Genomic DNA, 2,459 nt, shown 5'->3' with positions numbered 1-2,459 from the left:
CCAGCAGGCGCAGCCGGTCGTTGCCCGCGATGCCGCGATTGCCGCGAGCCCGCGTGTGAAGATCGACACGCCGCGGCTTGCCGGCAGCATCTCGCTGAAGGGCGGCCGCATCGACGACATCGCGTTGGTGCAGTACCGCGAGACGGTCGACCCGAAGTCGCCGCCGATCATCCTCTATTCGCCCTCGGGCACCGCAGAACCCTATTACGCTGAGTTCGGCTGGGTCGCGGCGACGGGCGTGACGGCGAAGATGCCTGATGCCCAGACCGTCTGGCAGCAGGACGGCAGCGGCAGCCTGACGCCGACGACGCCGGCGGTGCTGAAGTGGGACAATGGCGATGGCCTTACGTTCCGCCGCACCATCTCCGTCGACGAGCATTATCTCTTCACTGTCAAGGACGAGGTGAGCAATGTCGGCAATGCGCCCGTCACGCTCTATCCGTTCGCGCTGATCTCGCGCCACGGCGCGCCCCAGGTCTCCGGCTACTACATTCTGCATGAAGGCCTGATCGGCTATCTCGGCGATCAAGGCCTGCAGGAATACGCCTACAAGAAGGTCGACGAATCCAAGCAGGTGAACTTCAACAACGTCACCAACGCGTGGCTCGGTATCACCGACAAGTACTGGGCCTCGGCACTGCTGCCTGACACCGGTGCGCGGCTGCAGGCGAGGTTCTCGTCCAACCCGAGCGGCAACGTCCACACCTATCAGACCGACTATCTGCTCGATCCCATCACCGTGCCGATCGGCGGCACCGCGACCACGAACGCGCGGCTGTTCGCCGGCGCCAAGGAAGCCGGCGTCGTCGGCATCAACTTCCCGCTCGCGGGCCACGGCGGCTACAACAAGGAGCTCGGCCTCAACCATTTCGATCTCTTGATCGACTGGGGCTGGTTCTACTTCATCACCAAGCCGATGTTCCTCGGCCTCGACTTCTTCTTCCGCTTCTTCGGCAATTTCGGCTGGTCGATCCTGCTGGTGACCGTGATCGTGAAGCTGTTGTTCTTCCCGCTGGCGAACAAGTCCTACGCCTCGATGGCGAAGATGAAATCGGTCCAGCCGCAGCTCCAGGCGCTGAAAGAGCGCTTCCCCGACGACAAGGTGAAGCAGCAGCAGGAGATGATGGAGATCTACCGCAAGGAGAAGATCAATCCGGTCGCCGGCTGTCTTCCCGTGGTGATCCAGATCCCGGTGTTCTTCTCGCTCTACAAGGTGCTATTCGTCACCATCGAGATGCGGCATGCGCCGTTCATCGGCTGGATCAAGGACCTCTCCGCGCCGGATCCGACCAACCTCTTCAACCTGTTCGGGCTGATCCCGTTCGATCCGACCACGATCCCGGTGTTCGGCCATTACCTCGCGCTCGGCATCTGGCCGATCATCATGGGCATCACGATGTGGTTCCAGATGAAGCTGAACCCGACGCCGCCGGATCCGACGCAGCAGATCATCTTCAACTGGATGCCGCTGATCTTCACCTTCATGCTGGCGGGCTTCCCGGCGGGCCTCGTGATCTACTGGGCCTGGAACAACACGCTCTCGGTTCTGCAACAGAGCTACATCATGCGCCGCAACGGCGTGAAGGTGGAGCTGTTCGACAATCTCAAGGCGACGTTCGCAAGGAAGGCGACGTAGTCTCTCCTTGTCATTCCGGGGCGATGCGAAGCATCGAGCCCGGAATCTCGAGATTCCGGGTCTGGTCCTTCGGACCATCCCGGAATGACGGTGCAAGAAAGAGCTTCGCATGACCGACGACAAAGATGCGAAGCTGATCGAGGCCGGGCGAAAGCTGTTCGCCCGCGACTGGCAATTCATCTGGGCTTCTCCCTCGATCCAGACGCTGCCGCCGATGGCGGGGCTGGAGGTTGCCTTTGCCGGACGCTCCAATGTCGGCAAGTCGAGCCTGATCAACGCGCTCACCGGCCGCAACGCGCTCGCGCGAACCTCGCATACGCCCGGCCGCACCCAGGAGCTGATCTTCTTCGAGGTCCCAGGGAAGACCGACCTGCGCCTCGTCGACATGCCCGGCTACGGCTATGCCAAGGCGCCCAAGAGCCAGGTCGCGTCCTGGACCGAGTTGATCCACAAATTCCTGCTGGGACGTGCCTCACTCGCGCGCGTCTACGTGCTGATCGACGCGCGGCACGGCATCAAGGACGTCGATCTCGAAGTCCTGAAGACGCTCGACCGCTCCGCGGTCAGCTACCAGATTGTGCTGACCAAGGCCGACCAGGTGAAGGCCTCCGAGCTGCAATCGCGCATCGCCGAAACGGAGGCCGCGCTGGCCAAACATCCGGCCGCGTTCCCGAACGTGCTCGCGACATCGTCACGCAGCTCGACCGGCATGGAGAGCTTGCGCGCCGCAATGGCGAAGCTCCTGGAGGAGCGGGCCTCGTGACGGCGGCGCACCGCCTGCTGATCGGGCTTGCGGGTTTGATGGGCGCCGCCGGCGTCGCAC

The 2,459-nt window shown here is 63.0% G+C and carries 2 protein-coding genes; both read left to right on the top strand.

Translation table 11 applies throughout. The features are described 5' to 3' along the window. Positions 1-1,636 (top strand): membrane protein insertase YidC (gene yidC / locus MOV74_RS36045; RefSeq protein ID WP_246932019.1); only part of this gene is annotated, 1,636 nt, incomplete at its 5' end. 109 nt (positions 1,637-1,745) lie between these two features. Continuing rightward, positions 1,746-2,399, top strand: a complete 654-nt coding sequence (gene yihA / locus MOV74_RS36040) for a ribosome biogenesis GTP-binding protein YihA/YsxC (protein WP_246932018.1) — start codon at positions 1,746-1,748, stop codon at positions 2,397-2,399. Positions 2,400-2,459: the final 60 nt, after the last annotated feature.

The sequence above is a fragment of the Bradyrhizobium sp. SHOUNA76 genome, from assembly GCF_023006445.1.
Classification (GTDB): domain Bacteria; phylum Pseudomonadota; class Alphaproteobacteria; order Rhizobiales; family Xanthobacteraceae; genus Bradyrhizobium.
This window is presented reverse-complemented; position numbering and strand designations above follow the sequence as displayed.